The organism is Bacillus sp. CH_48 (assembly GCF_038008465.1).
In the GTDB taxonomy this organism is placed as follows: domain Bacteria; phylum Bacillota; class Bacilli; order Bacillales; family Bacillaceae_G; genus Bacillus_A; species Bacillus_A thuringiensis_S.
This window is the reverse complement of record NZ_JBBOZF010000001.1, coordinates 1,407,726-1,423,907: the sequence shown is the minus strand read 5'-3', so window position 1 is coordinate 1,423,907 and position 16,182 is coordinate 1,407,726. Positions and strand designations below refer to the sequence as shown.

The window sequence follows — 16,182 nt, the reverse complement described above, 5'->3', positions numbered from 1 at the left end:
ACGAAAGTGAAGTGAACTATAAAAAGGTATGGCTAAAAAGAAAACGAAATTTATATGTCAAGAATGTGGTTATCAGTCACCAAAATATATGGGTAAATGTCCTGGATGTGGTCAATGGAATACACTTGTTGAAGAAATGGAGCCAGTTGTATCATCTAGGCGCCTTAATTACGCGAATGCAATTCAAACGGAAGTAACAAAACCAAGACGTCTTACCGAAGTAGAAACAAAGTCTGAGGCACGTATTGAAACGGAATTTCAAGAGTTTAATCGTGTGCTTGGTGGTGGAATTGTAGATGGGTCCTTAGTGCTTATTGGTGGAGACCCTGGGATTGGAAAATCAACATTACTATTACAGATTTCATCACAATTAGCAGATTCTTCATATGATGTATTATACATATCGGGTGAGGAGTCGGCAAAGCAGATTAAACTTCGTGCAGATCGTTTGCATGTAAAGGGTAGCAATCTATTTGTTGTAGCAGAGACAGACCTGCAGCGTATTGCAGCACATATTGAAGAGATGAATCCAGCTTTTGTTGTTATTGATTCTATTCAAACGATACATTTACCTGAAGTGACGTCAGCACCAGGAAGTGTGGCACAAGTACGTGAATGTACAGCGGAATTAATGAAACTTGCAAAAACAAAAGGAATCCCTATTTTCATTGTCGGGCATGTGACAAAAGAAGGAGCAATTGCAGGACCTCGTATGTTAGAACATATGGTCGATGCAGTTCTTTACTTTGAAGGAGATCGACACCATACGTATCGTATTTTACGGGCTGTGAAGAACCGTTTTGGTTCCACGAATGAAATGGGTATCTTTGAAATGAAAGAGCTTGGTCTTGCGGAAGTTTTAAATCCTTCTGAAATCTTCCTTGAGGAAAGGCCGGTTGGTGTTGCAGGATCAACAGTAGTTGCTTCAATGGAAGGAACAAGACCGGTTTTAGTAGAAATACAAGCATTAATCTCCCCTACTAGTTTTGGAAATCCTCGAAGAATGGCGACGGGAATTGATCATAACCGTGTTTCGCTTATTATGGCAGTATTAGAAAAAAGAACAGGTTTACTATTGCAAAATCAAGATGCATATTTAAAAGTAGCTGGTGGTTTGAAATTAGACGAACCGGCAATTGATTTAGCAGTGGCTTTAAGTATAGCCTCAAGTTTTAGGGATAAATCTACGGCACCAACTGATGCAGTAATAGGAGAAGTAGGATTAACTGGAGAAATAAGAAGAGTATCAAGAATCGAACAACGTGTACAAGAAGCGGCTAAATTAGGATTTCAACGTGTTATTATTCCTAGAAAAAACTTAGGAGGATGGACAATTCCGGATGGGATTGAGGTTGTAGGTGTTTCTAATTTAGGAGAAGCGCTTCGTTTGACATTAGGAGGCTAGGCTATGGAAGAAAATAAGCAACGTGTCAAAAGTATGATTAATATTTTACAGCTCGTGGCCCCAGGAACACCACTGCGTGAAGGGATAGATAATGTACTTCGCGCACAAACAGGGGGGCTAATTGTTCTTGGATATAATGAGCAGATTAAAAGTATTGTGGATGGTGGTTTTCACATTAATTGTGCATTCTCTCCTGCTAGTTTATATGAATTAGCAAAAATGGACGGGGCACTTATTTTAAATGAAACGGGAAGTAAAATTTTAATAGCGAATGCACAGTTAGTTCCAGAGGCATCTATTGATTCTATTGAAACCGGTATGCGTCACCGAACAGCAGAACGTGTAGCGAAGCAGACGGGCAGCCTTGTTGTGGCCATTTCACAAAGACGTAACGTAATTACGCTATATCAAGGGAACTTACGTTATACACTAAAAGATATAGGGGTTATTTTAACAAAGGCAAACCAAGCTATTCAAACGTTAGAAAAATATAAGGCTGTATGGAATGATGGTATTACGAATTTGGGCATTCTAGAATTTGAAGAGGTCGTTACAATGTCTGAGGTAGTTCACGTTTTACATAGTGTTGAAATGGTACTGCGTATTAAAAATGAAATATTGAGCTATATTCATGAGCTAGGAACAGAAGGTAGGTTAATTCGTTTACAGCTTACAGAATTACTAGCTGATTTAGAAGCAGAGGCAGCATTGTTAATTAAAGATTACCATCAGGAGAAAACACAAGACCATCATCAAATTTTGAAAAAGTTACAGGACCTTGCAAATACACAACTTTTAGAGGATAGTGATTTAGTTAAATTACTTGGCTATCCAGGGCAAACCAGTTTAGAAGAAAGTGTGACGCCAAGGGGATATCGAATTACAAGCAAAATCTCTCGTGTTCCGCCACTTATCATTGAAAATTTAATTAATCGATTCAAAACGTTGCAAGGAGTTTGTCGCGCGACTATTCATGAATTGGATGATGTGGAAGGAATTGGGGAAGTAAGGGCGAAGAAAATACGAGAAGGCCTAAAAAGAATTCAAGAGCATCTCTATATGAGTAGACACAATTAAGAATATTACATTGATTCCATAATATAACGACACTAGAACATTTTTGGTATATGATATGATATATTGGTAAATAAAACTATTTATAAAAAAAAACACGTCCGCTTTTGCATTCGGCGTTTTGATTAGCGAAACAATGGTTAATAATGAGTAGGAGGTGGTTGGATGTTAAAACGGATCGTACAGCTCTTCTTTCTAGTAATCGGGGGAGCGTTAGGGATTTACTTAATCCCAAAAGTTATTAATGTATTAGACATCGGTGCTGTTCCTTTATTGGAAGGATCTTATGTTCGTGCGATTATTGGTGCAATTATTTTATTTTTAACAACATTTTGGCTTGTAGATTATATTGTTCAACTTATTAAGCATATTGAAGAGGCTCTTGTAAAGGCGCCTGTAGCAGATGTTTTATTTGGTACATTAGGATTGATCTCTGGTCTTATTGTTGCATATTTAATTTTAATACCGATTCGTGAATTTACAATTCCGGTTATTAGTACGGTGTTGCAAGTGTTCTTCACTCTTTTACTTGGATATTTAGGATTCCAAGTAGGATTTAAAAAGAGGAATGAATTGCTAGGATTATTTACATTACCCCAACGCGGAGGTAAGAAGAAAAATAATAGCGAGAACGAAGAGGTAGAAGCAGAAAAATCTACGACTCATTGGAAAATTCTCGATACGAGTGTAATTATCGATGGACGTATTGCTGATATTTGCCAAACGAAGTTTTTGGAAGGAACAATTGTGATTCCACAATTCGTATTAGAAGAGCTTCAGCATATTGCCGATTCTTCCGATGCTTTAAAGCGTAATCGTGGTCGCAGAGGACTAGACATTTTAAATCGTATTCAAAAAGAGATGCCGATTCCGGTAGAAATTTATGAAGGCGATTTCGAGGATATCCAAGAGGTGGATAGCAAACTTGTAAAGTTAGCAAAAATCACCGGTGGAACTGTAGTAACGAATGATTTCAACTTAAATAAAGTTTCTGAATTACAAGGAGTAACGGTGTTAAACATTAATGATTTAGCTAATGCAATTAAACCAGTTGTACTCCCTGGCGAAGAATTAAATGTTTATGTTGTGAAAGATGGTAAAGAGCAAAACCAAGGTGTTGCGTACTTAGATGATGGTACGATGATTGTAGTAGAAGATGGTAGAGAGTATGTAGGTTCGCAACTTAATGTACTGGTTACTAGCGTATTACAAACATCGGCTGGTCGTATGATTTTCGCAAAACGTAAATTATTAGAAAAAGCATTATAGGTAGAGGATTATTAATATGTATACATTAATTATTCCGGCAGCCGGCCAAGGAAAGCGGATGGGTGCTGGCAAAAATAAGTTGTTCTTACTTATAAACGAAGTACCGATTATCGTTCATACATTACGTGCTTTTGAAAGAGATAAAGAGTGCAAAAGTATTGTTATGGCAATTAACGAAGAGGAACGCCCGTATTTTGAGGAATTAATGCAGAAGTATCCGATTGAAAAACAGGTACAATTTATTCAGGGTGGAGCCGAAAGACAAGATAGTGTATATAACGCGATTCAGCATGCGAGTGATGTTGAATACGTTCTTGTACATGACGGAGCGCGCCCATTCGTAACGAATAAAGTGATTCAAGACGTATTAACAGCAGCAGAAAAATATGGAGCTTCCATTTGTGCAGTGCCAGTAAAGGATACAGTTAAGAAAGTAGAGCAAGGTGTTGTTGTCGAAACGGTAGAACGATCTCAGCTTAAGGCTGTACAAACACCGCAAGGGTTCTCTGTTTCTCTTTTGTTAGAAGCTCATAGAAGTGCAAAACAGAGTTGTTTTCTTGGTACAGATGATGCAAGTCTCGTGGAACGTATTGGTAAGCAAGTAGGTGTAGTAGAGGGGAGTTACTATAATATTAAAGTGACGACTCCAGAGGATTTGCTAATTGCTGAAAGTTTCCTTCATGTTCAGAAAAAATAGCCGTGATGGTGTATAACAAAGGAAAGCTCGGCAATGGCCGGGCTTTTCTTTGTAGGGATATCAATATAATATAGAGTCATAAAGCTCAGTGGTTTAGCTCAAGGAGGATGTAAAGAATGTTTCGAATTGGACAAGGTTTTGATGTGCATGAATTTGCGGAAGGTAGACCGTTAATTATTGGCGGAATTACAATTCCACACGAGAAAGGATTAATCGGTCATTCAGATGCAGATGTATTGTTACATACGATTGCTGATGCATGTTTAGGTGCCATTGCAGCAGGAGATATTGGAAAGCATTTTCCTGATACAGACCCAGCTTTTAAAGATGCAGATTCAGCTGTATTGTTACAAAAAGTTTGGGAATTTGTGCGTGAACAAGGTTACGAGTTAGGGAACTTAGATTGTACAATTATTGCTCAAAAGCCAAAAATGGCACCGCATATTGAAAGTATGCGTAAACGTATTAGTGAACTGTTAGAAACGTCTATAGATAACATTAATGTAAAGGCAACAACAACAGAGAAATTAGGATTTACAGGTAGAGAAGAAGGAATTGCTTCTCAAGCAGTGGTATTATTACAGAAAAAATAATGGTTTTTAATTCGTAAGATGGATAATCACATTTTTTTGTTGTACAATTATAGAATGTGTAGACATTAAGAATGGAAGGTGTACCAATTATGGAAAAGCAAGTGAGAGTGCGCTATGCGCCAAGTCCAACAGGACACTTACATATCGGAAATGCGCGTACGGCATTATTTAATTATTTATTTGCTCGTCATTTAGATGGCAAGTTTATTATTCGTATTGAAGATACTGATGTAAAACGTAACGTGGCTGGTGGAGAAGAAAGCCAATTAAAATACTTGAAATGGCTCGGTATGGACTGGGATGAAGGTGTTGATGTTGGTGGTGAATTTGGACCATATCGTCAAACAGAGCGTTTAGATATTTATAAAAAATTATATCTAGATTTATTAGAGCGTGGTTTAGCTTACAAATGTTATATGACAGAAGAAGAGCTAGAAGCAGAGCGTGAAGGACAAATTTCTCGTGGTGAAACACCTCGTTATGCAGGTAACCACCGTGATTTAACTGAAGAACAAATGAAAGAATTTGAAGCTGAGGGACGTATTCCAAGTATTCGTTTCCGTGTACCAGCTGATCGTGATTACACATTTAAAGATATCGTAAAAGATGAAGTAGCATTCCATTCAAATGATTTCGGTGATTTCGTTATCGTGAAAAAAGATGGAATTCCAACTTATAACTTTGCGGTAGCAGTAGATGATCACTTAATGGAAATTACACATGTACTTCGTGGTGATGACCATATTTCAAATACGCCAAAACAAATGATGATTTATGAAGCTTTCGGTTGGGATATCCCGCAATTTGGCCATATGACTTTAATTGTAAATGAAAGCCGTAAAAAATTAAGTAAGCGTGATGAATCTATTATTCAATTTATTGAGCAATATAAAGAGCTTGGATATCTTCCAGAAGCAATCTTTAACTTTATTGCACTACTAGGTTGGTCGCCGGTAGGAGAAGAAGAAATCTTCTCTAAAGAAGAGTTTATCAAAATGTTCGATGCAGCTCGTTTATCAAAATCACCTGCATTATTTGATTCTCAAAAATTAAAATGGATGAACAACCAATATATGAAAAAGCAAGATTTAGATACGGTGGTAGAATTAAGCTTACCGCATCTAGTGAAAGCTGGACGTATAGGTGAAACTTTAAGTGAACAAGAGCAAGCTTGGATTCGTGATGTAATTGCGTTATATCATGAACAAATGAGTTTTGGAGCTGAAATTGTAGAGCTTTCTGAAATGTTCTTCAAAGATCATGTTGATCATGAAGAAGAAGGACAAGAAGTATTAAAAGGTGAACAAGTACCAGAAGTACTTCGTGCATTTGCTGGTCAAGTAGAAGCACTAGAGGCGATGGAACCAGCAGCAATTAAGGCGGCTATTAAAGCAGTTCAAAAGGAAACAGGTCATAAAGGTAAAAACTTATTTATGCCAATCCGTGTTGCAACTACTGGTCAAACACATGGCCCAGAGCTTCCTAATGCTATTGCACTTCTTGGAAAAGAAAAAGTTTTAAATCGTCTTCAAAAAGTAATTGGTTAACATTTTCTAGGTTTAGAAATATAATAAGTATACTTAAAACCTAATAAGGAAAAGCGACGAGAAGGAGAAGTAGAAAATCAGGCTTTTTACAGAGAGAACCACCTTTAGGCTGGAAGTGGTTTATAAGCGGGTTTTTGAAATGCCCCTTCGAGTCTTCTGCTGAACAGCAAAATGTTTTGTGAAACATCTTAAGGCGTTAAAGTAAGCAGAAGCGGTGTACACCGTTATCAGAGATGAGTTTGAGGCTTTTTTAGCCTAAACAGAGTGGAACCGCGCTTAAAAGGCGTCTCTGTCAATATGACAGAGGCGTCTTTTTTTATACCGTAAAACTGGGTATGAGTATAAATTTTATCTACGTGTATAAAGATTTAGGGAGATAAGTAGGGAGTTAGTTCACTCGAAAAAGCAGCCCATAAAGGGGAGGGAACATCGATGTTTAAGAGGCTTCGGGAAGATATTGAAGTCGTTTTTGAACAGGATCCAGCGGCAAGAGGTTATTTCGAAGTCATTTTAACTTACTCTGGATTACATGCAGTTTGGGCTCATCGAATTGCACATGCTTTTTATAAAAGGGATTTTTTCTTTCTTGCACGTTTTGTTTCACAAGTTAGTCGTTTTTTTACTGGCATTGAGATTCATCCAGGAGCAACTATTGGTCGACGCTTTTTCATAGACCATGGAATGGGAGTTGTAATTGGAGAAACTTGTGAAATTGGTGATAATGTAACAATTTATCAAGGGGTTACATTAGGTGGTACAGGAAAAGAAAAAGGCAAGAGGCATCCAACAATTCAGGATAATGTATTAATTGCGACGGGTGCTAAAGTCCTTGGTTCTATTACTGTGGGAGAGAATTCTAAAATCGGGGCAGGGTCTGTCGTATTAAAAGAAGTTCCTGCACATTCTACAGTTGTAGGTATACCTGGCCGAGTCGTTATTCAAAATGGAGTAAAGATTGGTCAAGAATTAAATCACTCTGACCTTCCGGATCCAATTTTTGATAAATTAAAGGCTATGGAAGTAGAACTTGATAAATTGAAGAAACAACTGGAAGTAAAGGTAGAAAGGAAGGATAAAAATGACTATTCACATTTATAATACGTTAACACGTCAAAAAGAAGAGTTTGTTCCATTAGAAGAAAATAAGGTAAAGATGTATGTATGCGGACCTACAGTCTATAACTACATTCATATTGGCAATGCAAGACCTCCTATGGTATTCGATACAGTACGTCGCTATCTAGAATATAAAGGGTACGATGTGCAATACGTATCGAACTTTACGGACGTAGATGATAAATTAATTAAAGCGGCAAATGAATTAGGTGAAGATGTACCGACAATTGCTGATCGTTTTGTTGAAGCGTACTTTGAAGATGTAACAGCGCTAGGTTGCAAACACGCAACAGTCCATCCTCGTGTAACAGAAAATATGGATATCATTATTGAATTTATTCAAGAACTTGTGAATAAAGGGTATGCATACGAATCAGAGGGAGATGTGTACTTTAAAACGAAGGAATTCGAAGGTTACGGTAAATTATCACATCAACCAATCGCAGATTTACGTCACGGTGCTCGTATTGAGGTGGGGGAAAAGAAACAAGACCCTCTTGATTTTGCTTTATGGAAAGCTGCGAAAGAAGGAGAAATCTTCTGGGAAAGCCCTTGGGGGCAAGGGCGTCCAGGGTGGCATATTGAATGCTCAGCAATGGCACGTAAGTACTTAGGGGATACAATTGACATTCATGCTGGTGGTCAAGACTTGGCGTTCCCGCATCATGAAAATGAAATTGCGCAGTCGGAAGCATTGACTGGAAAAACGTTTGCACGTTACTGGATGCATAATGGATATATTAATATTAACAATGAGAAGATGTCTAAATCGCTTGGTAACTTTATTTTAGTTCACGATATTATTAAGCAATACGACCCACAGTTAATTAGATTCTTTATGTTATCAGTACACTATCGTCATCCGATTAACTTTAGTGAAGAGTTATTACAAAGTACGAATAATGGGCTGGAAAGAATTAAAACAGCTTATGGAAACTTAAAGCATCGTATGGAAAGCAGTACGGATTTAACAGACCATAATGAGAAATGGTTAGTTGAAATAGAGAAATTCCAGACTGCATTTGAAGAGGCAATGAATGATGACTTTAACACTGCGAATGCAATTACCGAATTATACAATGTAGCCAATCATGCAAATCAATATTTACTTGAAGAGCATACATCTAAAGTTGTGATCGAAGCATACGTAAAACAATTGGAAACGTTATTTGATATTTTAGGATTAGAATTAACGCAAGAAGAATTGCTGGATGAAGAAATTGAAGAACTTATCCAAAAGCGCATTGAGGCTCGTAAAAATCGCGATTTCGCATTGTCTGATCAAATTCGTGACGATTTAAAAGGACGTAATATTATTTTAGAAGATACCGCTCAAGGTACAAGATGGAAAAGAGGATAAGGATGATTGATGCAAAGCAATTAAACAGCTTGGCGTTAGCGTATATGGGTGATGCGGTATATGAACAATATATCCGCTATCACCTCCTTCAAAAAGGAAAGGTTCGCCCTAATCAATTACATCGCTTAGGGACGAGCTTTGTTTCAGCAAAAGCACAGGCGAAAGTTGTTTATCATTTATTAGAGACGTCGTTTTTGACAGAGGAAGAAGAGGCGGTATTAAGAAGAGGACGTAATGCAAATTCAGGTACGGTTCCGAAAAATACGGATGTACAAACATATCGACATAGTACAGCCTTTGAAGCGCTAATTGGTTATCATCATTTATTAAATAACCGTGAAAGATTAGACGAAATTGTATATAAGGCAATTGCAGTTTTAGAAGAAAAGGAAGGGGGCACATCATCATGAGTAGTGAATATATTATCGGACGTAACCCTGTAATTGAAGCGTTACGATCAGGGAGAGATATTAATAAAATTTGGATCGCAGAAGGTGCTGCCAAAGGACAAGTGCAGATTGTACTAGCGTTAGCGAAAGAGAATAAGGTTATTTTACAACATGCACCAAAGAAAAAGTTAGATCAATTAGTTGAGGGTAATCATCAAGGTGTAATCGCTCAAGTAGCTGCATATCAGTATGCGGAGTTAGAAGATTTATTCAAAGTGGCAGAAAAACGTAATGAAGATCCATTCTTCTTAATTTTAGATGAGATTGAAGATCCGCATAACTTAGGTTCTATTATGCGTACTGCTGATGCGACAGGAGCTCATGGGATTATTATTCCAAAGAGAAGGGCTGTGGGGCTTACAGCGTCAGTTGCGAAAGCATCAACAGGAGCAATTGAATACATTCCTGTTGCACGCGTAACGAACTTATCCCGTACAATTGATGAATTAAAAGAACGTGGACTTTGGATTGCTGGTACAGATGCCAAAGGAAAAACGGATTATCGTAATTTAGATGGTAAAATGCCGATTGGGTTAGTAATTGGTAGTGAAGGAAAAGGTATGAGCCGTATTATTGGTGAAAAGTGTGATTTCCTAATCACTCTACCGATGGTTGGTAAAGTTACATCCTTAAATGCTTCCGTAGCCGCAAGTTTGTTAATGTATGAGGTATATCGTAAACGTCACGAAATTGGTAAATAAAAGATGAACGATATTTTAATCGTTGACGGTTACAACATTATCGGAGCTTGGGGAGATTTGAAGAAACTGCGGGATGTAGATTTACAATCATCAAGAGATGCACTTATTGATAAGATGGCGGATTATCAAGGTTATACAGGCACAAAAGTGATGATAGTCTTTGATGCCTATACAGTACATGGTATTGAAAAAAAGATGAAACAATCTCGTGTGGAAGTAATATTCACACGAAAGAATCAAACTGCAGATGAAAAGATAGAGCAACTTGCGATAGAGCTTAGAAATATAAATACACGAATATATGTTGCGACTTCTGATTACACGGAACAATGGGTTATATTTGCGCAAGGTGCCCTTCGGAAATCTGCGCGTGAATTAGAGTTGGAAGTACAGGCAATGGAGCAACAAGTAAGAAGGCGTACAAAAGACACGAAAGAACAGCAACCCGCCATGCGAAAGATATTTAGTAAAGATATTACAGAAAAATTAGAAAAATTAAGAAGAGGAGAGCGTTGAAGCATTGACGCTCTTTGTCTTTTTACTGTATAATATTGCTAAATAAATAGCGGTCGGAGGGATCAAGGTGGAAGCAGGCTTCGTAAGTGTAGGCGACGTTACATTTCGTGATTTAGAGGATGAGGCAATCGTTGAGTTAGTTCGAAAAGGTAATACTGACGCTCTAGAATATTTAATTCACAAGTATAAGAACTTTGTTCGCGCGAAATCAAGATCTTACTTTTTAGTGGGTGCCGATCGAGAAGACATTGTTCAAGAAGGTATGATAGGGTTGTTTAAAGCAATTCGTGATTATAAAGAGGACAAGCTGTCTTCATTCAAAGCATTTGCTGAACTGTGTATCACTCGACAAATTATTACCGCTATTAAAACGGCAACAAGACAAAAACATATTCCCTTAAATTCATATGTGTCTTTAGATAAGCCGATTTACGATGAGGAATCTGATCGAACATTATTGGATGTTATTTCTGAAGCGAAGGTAACTGATCCTGAAGAGATGATTATTAGCCAAGAAGAATATACAGACATAGAATCAAAAATATCAGAATTATTAAGCGATTTAGAAAGAAAAGTACTTTCTTTATATCTAGATGGGCGTTCTTATCAAGAGATTTCAGAACAGTTAAACAGACATGTGAAATCTATTGATAACGCTTTACAGCGGGTGAAGAGGAAATTGGAACGATATATGGAAATGCGAGAAAGTACAACTTTAAATTCATAACAAATAACAAGTGCAACAGGTGTAAAATAAATCACCTGTTTTCTTTTGTAGAGCGTACAAAATGCATGTCATTGACATTGTCTTTTATTGTATGATACATTTTTAGGGACATAATGTTACAAGGTTGGTGTAACTAATGAGGAAAAAAGTTGTACTCTCATGTGAAGAGTGTAAAAATCGAAACTACTCTACTATGAAAGATACGAGCTCAATAGAGCGACTTGAAATAAAAAAGTTTTGTAAAACATGCAATCAGCATACAGTTCACAAGGAAACAAAATAAATAATTGAAATAATACACTGGAGGTCCCGCAGATGCGTTTAACGAACTTTTTCGGCGATGTAGGTCGCGAAATGAAAAAAGTAAGTTGGCCTAAAAAAGATGAATTACTCCGCTCAACAGCGACTGTTGTTGCTACAGTTGTGTTCTTTGCGATTTTCTTCGCAGTAGTTGATATGGGCATTTCTTCTTTAATTCGGTTAATTCTTGGTTAATTCTTGAATAAGAAGCACTTATCCATGATATAATGTTATTTATAAGAACTGTGTAAAAGCCCGGTGAACGGGTTTTTTCATTTGCGCAAAAAAATGTACGTCAGGGAGGGAAGGACGCTCGTCCTAAATGAATGGAAAAAAGTTGGTATGTTGTCCATACTTATTCTGGATATGAAAATAAAGTAAAAGCAAACCTAGAGAAGCGTGTAGAATCAATGGGTATGCAAGATAAAATTTTCCGTGTTGTTGTCCCGGAAGAAGTAGAAGTAGAAATGAAAAACGGAAAAGAAAAATTAATGAAAAGAAAAGTGTTCCCAGGTTATGTATTAGTAGAATTAATCATGACTGATGATTCTTGGTATGTTGTACGTAACACGCCGGGTGTAACTGGGTTCGTTGGTTCTTCTGGTTCTGGATCTAAGCCATCGCCTCTATTAGAAGAGGAAGTTGTTACCATTATGAAACATATGGGAATGGACAACGAAGTGGTTGATTTCGACTTTGAACTTCATGAGACAGTACGTGTAAATGAGGGGCCATTCGCAGATTATACAGGTGCTATTGAAGAAATTGATGTGGAGAAGAAAAAGGTTAGTGTACTTGTGGACATGTTTGGTCGCGAGACTCCAGTTGAACTTGACTTCCATCAAATTGAAAAATTATAAAATGAAACTTGAAATGAATTGTAAAAAGTGATAATATCTTTTAAGTCAGTACGTCTTCATTATCGGAGGCGTTTTTTGAAAGATTTTATCCTTACAGATAAAATATGACGTGGGAGGGCAAATCACTGTCCAATTGACCACATCACGGACTTAAGGAGGTGTGTCTCGTGGCTAAAAAGGTAATTAAAATGGTAAAGCTTCAAATTCCTGCAGGTAAAGCTAACCCAGCTCCACCAGTTGGTCCAGCATTAGGACAAGCAGGTGTTAACATCATGGGCTTCTGTAAAGAGTTTAACGCTCGTACAGCAGATCAAGCTGGTCTTATCATCCCTGTTGAAATTACGGTATTTGAGGACCGTTCATTCACTTTCATTACTAAAACTCCTCCTGCTGCTGTTCTTCTTAAGAAAGTAGCTGGTATTGAGTCTGGTTCTGGTGAACCAAATCGTAATAAAGTGGCAACTGTTAAGCGTGATAAAGTACGCGAAATCGCTGAAACTAAAATGCCTGACCTAAACGCTGCTAGCGTAGAAGCTGCAATGCGTATGGTTGAAGGTACTGCACGCAGTATGGGCATCGTTATCGAAGACTAATTCGATTTGTTTTTAAAAAAAGGTTGCGGGTCTGGAATTCCAATTCGCAACCTTTATTATCGTAAATGATTATCGTTTTTAAATAAATGGATGGCGCTCATCCTCAGGTTATACCTGAAAACAGGCGTAAACGTGGGAGGTTATTCCGCTAAAACCACATTCGAGGAGGAAATAAAAATGGCTAAAAGAGGTAAAAAGTACGTAGAAGCTGCAAAGCTTGTTGACCGTGCAGCTGCTTACTCTGCAACAGAAGCAGTAGAATTAGTAAAGAAAACAAACACAGCTAAATTTGATGCAACTGTAGAAGCTGCATTCCGTTTAGGTGTTGACCCTAAGAAAGCTGACCAACAAATCCGTGGTGCAGTTGTTCTTCCGCACGGTACTGGTAAAGTACAACGTGTATTAGTGTTCGCTAAAGGTGAAAAAGCTAAAGAAGCTGAAGCTGCTGGAGCTGACTTCGTAGGCGATACTGATTACATCGGTAAAATCCAACAAGGTTGGTTCGATTTCGATGTAGTAGTAGCAACTCCTGACATGATGGGTGAAGTTGGTAAACTTGGTCGCGTATTAGGACCTAAAGGTTTAATGCCAAACCCTAAAACTGGAACAGTTACTTTCGATGTAACTAAAGCTGTTAACGAAATCAAAGCTGGTAAAGTTGAATACCGCGTTGATAAAGCTGGTAACATCCACGTTCCAATCGGTAAAGTATCTTTCGAAGATGCTAAATTAGTAGAAAACTTCAAAACAATCGCTGATACTTTATTAAAAGTTAAGCCATCTGCTGCAAAAGGTACTTACATGAAGAACGTAACAGTTGCTTCTACAATGGGACCTGGCGTACGTGTAGACGTTTCTACATTAGCGTAAAAATTGGAAGTTGACTTCATAAAGAAGATTTAATATAATCATTTATGTTGTGAATTTAAATAGTGTACCGTAGACAGTAGGTGTCAATAGACTTAATTTCCTACCTAGGTGTTAATATACGAAACGGAATTTTTTTCTGTGACTATATGCCTCCATGTCTACAAGTTGGGCATGGAGGTTTTTAGTGCACTTTCGGTACATCTTCTATATAATCTACAGGAGGTGTAATAACATGAGCAAAGTAATCGAAACTAAACAACAAGTTGTAACTGAAATCGCGGACAAACTTCGTGCTAGTAAATCTACGATCGTTGTTGACTACCGTGGTTTAACAGTTTCTGAAGCAACAGAATTACGTAAGCAATTACGTGAAGCTGGCGTTGAGTTCAAAGTTTACAAAAACTCTCTAACTCGTCGTGCTGCAGAATCTGCTGAAATGGCTGAGTTAAACGAATTCTTAACAGGACCAAACGCAATCGCGTTCAGTAACGAGGATGTAGTTGCTCCTGCGAAAGTATTAAACGACTTCGCTAAAAATCATGAAGCTTTAGAAATTAAAGCGGGCGTAATCGAAGGTAAACTTGTAACACTTGATGAGGTTAAAGCAATCGCTACTCTTCCATCACGTGAAGGCTTACTTTCTATGCTTCTTAGCGTTCTTCAAGCTCCAATCCGTAACCTTGCACTTGCTACTAAAGCAGTTGCAGAACAAAAGGAAGAGCAAGGCGCTTAATTTTTTAAAAGATAATTACGTATTATCGATAAAACAATACAAACCTATTTAAGGGAGGATATTTACAATGACTAAAGAACAAATCATTGAAGCAGTTAAATCTATGACTGTATTAGAACTTAACGACTTAGTAAAAGCTATCGAGGAAGAATTCGGCGTAACTGCTGCTGCTCCTGTAGCTGTTGCTGGTGGCGCTGGAGAAGCTGCTGCTGAGAAAACTGAATTTGATGTGGAACTAACTAGCGCTGGTGCACAAAAAATCAAAGTTATCAAAGTTGTTCGTGAAATCACTGGTCTTGGCTTAAAAGAAGCTAAAGAATTAGTTGACAACACTCCAAAAGTAATCAAAGAAGCTGCTGCTAAAGAAGAAGCTGAAGAAATCAAAGCTAAACTTGAAGAAGTTGGCGCTGCTGTAGAAGTTAAGTAATTAACTTTTGATGCTTTAAAAAAAGCTCGCTCTCATGCGAGCTTTTTTTTTAACTGTAAAGAAGAGAGGTGGCCATATGGCAGACCATTATTTTTCTAACGACCCTTCTAGTAAAAGTGATCGTAAGCGATGGGAATTTGCACTTCGTGGATCTCAATTTACTTTCTTATCCGACCATGGGGTGTTCTCGAAAAACGAAGTGGACTTTGGTTCCCGTCTTTTAATTGAAGCTTTTCAAATGCCAGATATTAAAGGTAATATATTAGATGTAGGTTGCGGATACGGTCCTATTGGTTTGTCGCTAGCGAAAGAGTTTCAAGGTCGTGAAGTTCACATGGTGGATGTGAATGAAAGGGCGCTTGGACTTGCGAAAGAAAACGCCGCTAATAACAAAATCGAGAATATACGTATTTTTCAAAGTAGCGTCTATGAAAATGTAGATGGCAAGTATGCTGCTATTCTATCTAACCCTCCAATTCGTGCGGGTAAAGATGTCGTACATGAAATTTTAGAAAAAGCTGTGGAGTATTTAGTTCCAGGTGGAGAACTTTGGATTGTTATTCAAAAGAAGCAAGGTGCACCATCTGCGCTGAAAAAACTAGAGGAAGTATTTTCTGAAGTTGAGGTTGTAGAAAAGAAAAAAGGATATTATATCATAAAATCAAAAAAACGTTGACGGTTATTTTTGGCTATGTTAACATTATACAATGCCAATATATGATTTTCTGCGTTGAGAAAGATGTATATTTTTGTTTCTCTTGGAAAAGATAGTAAAATCAGCAGATTATGAAACAGAATGATGGTTTTCTTATAGAAGCCATTTTTCTTTTTTGAGCAGGTAGAAAGACTCAACGTATTTATCTTTAAGAGAAAAAGACTACGCTAATAGCAGTAGTTGTATTTATTTGTGATTTTGCACAAATTTTTTTGTGCATTTATAATACT

20 protein-coding genes and 2 other annotated features are annotated in these 16,182 nt (G+C 37.5%); all 20 genes read left to right on the top strand.

Annotated features, from left to right (window positions below; all coding sequences use genetic code 11):
- Positions 1–28 precede the first annotated feature (28 nt).
- The 20 genes from radA (at position 29) to N2V92_RS06890 (ending at position 15,913) form a co-directional block, all read left to right on the top strand.
- Positions 29–1,405: a DNA repair protein RadA gene (gene radA, locus N2V92_RS06985; RefSeq protein ID WP_001085199.1), complete on the top strand. Its 1,377-nt coding sequence runs from the start codon at positions 29–31 to the stop codon at positions 1,403–1,405.
- A 3-nt stretch (positions 1,406–1,408) separates the two neighbouring features.
- Entirely contained in the window at positions 1,409–2,482 is a 1,074-nt protein-coding gene (gene disA, locus N2V92_RS06980) for a DNA integrity scanning diadenylate cyclase DisA (protein ID WP_000392164.1), read from the top strand.
- 162 nt (positions 2,483–2,644) lie between these two features.
- Positions 2,645–3,748: a PIN/TRAM domain-containing protein gene (locus N2V92_RS06975; protein WP_000919681.1), complete on the top strand. Its 1,104-nt coding sequence runs from the start codon at positions 2,645–2,647 to the stop codon at positions 3,746–3,748.
- A 16-nt stretch (positions 3,749–3,764) separates the two neighbouring features.
- A complete protein-coding gene (ispD, locus tag N2V92_RS06970; RefSeq protein WP_000288312.1) occupies positions 3,765–4,445 on the top strand; it encodes a 2-C-methyl-D-erythritol 4-phosphate cytidylyltransferase in 681 nt (226 codons plus the stop codon).
- Between the two features lie 116 nt (positions 4,446–4,561).
- The gene (ispF, locus tag N2V92_RS06965) at positions 4,562–5,038 is read left to right on the top strand and encodes a 2-C-methyl-D-erythritol 2,4-cyclodiphosphate synthase (protein ID WP_000488386.1); all 477 of its coding nucleotides are present in this window, start codon (positions 4,562–4,564) and stop codon (positions 5,036–5,038) included.
- 89 nt (positions 5,039–5,127) lie between these two features.
- The gene (gene gltX / locus N2V92_RS06960) at positions 5,128–6,585 is read left to right on the top strand and encodes a glutamate--tRNA ligase (RefSeq protein ID WP_000415148.1); all 1,458 of its coding nucleotides are present in this window, start codon (positions 5,128–5,130) and stop codon (positions 6,583–6,585) included.
- 47 nt (positions 6,586–6,632) lie between these two features.
- Positions 6,633–6,879 (top strand) — a binding site (T-box leader).
- 138 nt (positions 6,880–7,017) lie between these two features.
- On the top strand, positions 7,018–7,683 hold the full coding sequence (gene cysE / locus N2V92_RS06955; protein ID WP_000476495.1) for a serine O-acetyltransferase: 666 nt from the start codon (positions 7,018–7,020) through the stop codon (positions 7,681–7,683).
- Complete coding sequence (gene cysS, locus N2V92_RS06950) at positions 7,664–9,061, top strand: cysteine--tRNA ligase (RefSeq protein WP_000152279.1); 1,398 nt, start codon at positions 7,664–7,666, stop codon at positions 9,059–9,061. Before cysE ends, cysS begins: the two co-directional genes overlap by 20 nt.
- A gap of 2 nt (positions 9,062–9,063) precedes the next feature.
- Complete coding sequence (locus N2V92_RS06945) at positions 9,064–9,471, top strand: Mini-ribonuclease 3 (RefSeq protein ID WP_000564265.1); 408 nt, start codon at positions 9,064–9,066, stop codon at positions 9,469–9,471.
- Positions 9,468–10,211 (top strand): 23S rRNA (guanosine(2251)-2'-O)-methyltransferase RlmB, encoded by a 744-nt coding sequence (rlmB, locus tag N2V92_RS06940; protein ID WP_000093762.1) that lies wholly within the window; start codon positions 9,468–9,470, stop codon positions 10,209–10,211. Before N2V92_RS06945 ends, rlmB begins: the two co-directional genes overlap by 4 nt.
- 3 nt (positions 10,212–10,214) lie before the next feature.
- Entirely contained in the window at positions 10,215–10,727 is a 513-nt protein-coding gene (locus tag N2V92_RS06935) for an NYN domain-containing protein (protein ID WP_000997887.1), read from the top strand.
- A 67-nt stretch (positions 10,728–10,794) separates the two neighbouring features.
- On the top strand, positions 10,795–11,454 hold the full coding sequence (locus tag N2V92_RS06930) for an RNA polymerase sporulation sigma factor SigH (protein ID WP_000387198.1): 660 nt from the start codon (positions 10,795–10,797) through the stop codon (positions 11,452–11,454).
- 136 nt (positions 11,455–11,590) lie between these two features.
- Positions 11,591–11,737: a 50S ribosomal protein L33 gene (rpmG, locus tag N2V92_RS06925; RefSeq protein ID WP_014481927.1), complete on the top strand. Its 147-nt coding sequence runs from the start codon at positions 11,591–11,593 to the stop codon at positions 11,735–11,737.
- 32 nt (positions 11,738–11,769) lie between these two features.
- A complete protein-coding gene (gene secE, locus N2V92_RS06920; protein ID WP_001241323.1) occupies positions 11,770–11,949 on the top strand; it encodes a preprotein translocase subunit SecE in 180 nt (59 codons plus the stop codon).
- A 131-nt stretch (positions 11,950–12,080) separates the two neighbouring features.
- Positions 12,081–12,614, top strand: coding sequence for a transcription termination/antitermination protein NusG (gene nusG / locus N2V92_RS06915; protein WP_000415794.1), 534 nt, complete (start codon positions 12,081–12,083; stop codon positions 12,612–12,614).
- A 167-nt stretch (positions 12,615–12,781) separates the two neighbouring features.
- On the top strand, positions 12,782–13,207 hold the full coding sequence (rplK, locus tag N2V92_RS06910; RefSeq protein ID WP_001085872.1) for a 50S ribosomal protein L11: 426 nt from the start codon (positions 12,782–12,784) through the stop codon (positions 13,205–13,207).
- A 177-nt stretch (positions 13,208–13,384) separates the two neighbouring features.
- Positions 13,385–14,077, top strand: coding sequence for a 50S ribosomal protein L1 (gene rplA, locus N2V92_RS06905; protein WP_002084079.1), 693 nt, complete (start codon positions 13,385–13,387; stop codon positions 14,075–14,077).
- Positions 14,078–14,126: 49 nt separating this feature from the next.
- Positions 14,127–14,270, top strand: a sequence feature (ribosomal protein L10 leader region).
- Between the two features lie 39 nt (positions 14,271–14,309).
- A complete protein-coding gene (gene rplJ, locus N2V92_RS06900; protein WP_000048717.1) occupies positions 14,310–14,810 on the top strand; it encodes a 50S ribosomal protein L10 in 501 nt (166 codons plus the stop codon).
- A 67-nt stretch (positions 14,811–14,877) separates the two neighbouring features.
- A complete protein-coding gene (gene rplL / locus N2V92_RS06895) occupies positions 14,878–15,237 on the top strand; it encodes a 50S ribosomal protein L7/L12 (RefSeq protein ID WP_000159736.1) in 360 nt (119 codons plus the stop codon).
- A gap of 76 nt (positions 15,238–15,313) precedes the next feature.
- A complete protein-coding gene (locus tag N2V92_RS06890; protein ID WP_000763259.1) occupies positions 15,314–15,913 on the top strand; it encodes a class I SAM-dependent methyltransferase in 600 nt (199 codons plus the stop codon).
- Positions 15,914–16,182 lie beyond the last annotated feature (269 nt).

Excerpts from the sequence above, each read along its gene's own strand:
- radA (WP_001085199.1), top strand. The coding sequence starts at position 29 with ATGGCTAAAAAGAAAACGAAATTTATATGTCAAGAATGTGGTTATCAG.
- disA (WP_000392164.1), top strand. The coding sequence starts at position 1,409 with ATGGAAGAAAATAAGCAACGTGTCAAAAGTATGATTAATATTTTACAG.
- N2V92_RS06975 (WP_000919681.1), top strand. The coding sequence starts at position 2,645 with ATGTTAAAACGGATCGTACAGCTCTTCTTTCTAGTAATCGGGGGAGCG.
- ispD (WP_000288312.1), top strand. The coding sequence starts at position 3,765 with ATGTATACATTAATTATTCCGGCAGCCGGCCAAGGAAAGCGGATGGGT.
- ispF (WP_000488386.1), top strand. The coding sequence starts at position 4,562 with ATGTTTCGAATTGGACAAGGTTTTGATGTGCATGAATTTGCGGAAGGT.
- gltX (WP_000415148.1), top strand. The coding sequence starts at position 5,128 with ATGGAAAAGCAAGTGAGAGTGCGCTATGCGCCAAGTCCAACAGGACAC.
- cysE (WP_000476495.1), top strand. The coding sequence starts at position 7,018 with ATGTTTAAGAGGCTTCGGGAAGATATTGAAGTCGTTTTTGAACAGGAT.
- cysS (WP_000152279.1), top strand. The coding sequence starts at position 7,664 with ATGACTATTCACATTTATAATACGTTAACACGTCAAAAAGAAGAGTTT.
- N2V92_RS06945 (WP_000564265.1), top strand. The coding sequence starts at position 9,064 with ATGATTGATGCAAAGCAATTAAACAGCTTGGCGTTAGCGTATATGGGT.
- rlmB (WP_000093762.1), top strand. The coding sequence starts at position 9,468 with ATGAGTAGTGAATATATTATCGGACGTAACCCTGTAATTGAAGCGTTA.
- N2V92_RS06935 (WP_000997887.1), top strand. The coding sequence starts at position 10,215 with ATGAACGATATTTTAATCGTTGACGGTTACAACATTATCGGAGCTTGG.
- rpmG (WP_014481927.1), top strand. The coding sequence starts at position 11,591 with ATGAGGAAAAAAGTTGTACTCTCATGTGAAGAGTGTAAAAATCGAAAC.
- secE (WP_001241323.1), top strand. The coding sequence starts at position 11,770 with ATGCGTTTAACGAACTTTTTCGGCGATGTAGGTCGCGAAATGAAAAAA.
- nusG (WP_000415794.1), top strand. The coding sequence starts at position 12,081 with ATGGAAAAAAGTTGGTATGTTGTCCATACTTATTCTGGATATGAAAAT.
- rplA (WP_002084079.1), top strand. The coding sequence starts at position 13,385 with ATGGCTAAAAGAGGTAAAAAGTACGTAGAAGCTGCAAAGCTTGTTGAC.
- rplJ (WP_000048717.1), top strand. The coding sequence starts at position 14,310 with ATGAGCAAAGTAATCGAAACTAAACAACAAGTTGTAACTGAAATCGCG.
- rplL (WP_000159736.1), top strand. The coding sequence starts at position 14,878 with ATGACTAAAGAACAAATCATTGAAGCAGTTAAATCTATGACTGTATTA.
- N2V92_RS06890 (WP_000763259.1), top strand. The coding sequence starts at position 15,314 with ATGGCAGACCATTATTTTTCTAACGACCCTTCTAGTAAAAGTGATCGT.